The sequence below is a fragment of the Bacillus sp. NTK071 genome (genome assembly GCF_017303315.1).
Classification (GTDB): Bacteria; Bacillota; Bacilli; order Bacillales; family Guptibacillaceae; genus Guptibacillus.
Genome location: NZ_JAFKOI010000092.1, coordinates 1 through 265, shown reverse-complemented (window position 1 = coordinate 265; position 265 = coordinate 1). Strand labels below are relative to the sequence as shown.

The window sequence follows — 265 nt, the reverse complement described above, 5'->3', positions numbered from 1 at the left end:
CGCGCTGTAGGGTTTCGCGCCATAGGGTTTGGCGGGACGGTCGCCCTTGTCGGCGTCGCGGTTTCCGAATTCCCGGTTCCCGAATTCCTTGTTTGCGGGGCGCGGTTTGCGCGGGGCGTCTCCGTCTTCACGGCGCGGCTTGTAGGGGCGGTCGCCATCGGGGCGCGGGCCGCGCGCCTTGTAGCCGCCGTCACCCTCTTCGCGGCGGGGCTTGAAGGGGCGCTCGCCGTCCTTGCGGGGGCCGCGCGATTTGAAGCCGTCGCCA

General features: G+C 70.9%; 1 pseudogene. It reads right to left on the bottom strand.

Features of this window, described 5'->3' with window-relative positions:
* Nucleotides 1-265 (bottom strand): annotated as a pseudogene (locus JI666_RS21160) (hypothetical protein); the annotation flags it as partial.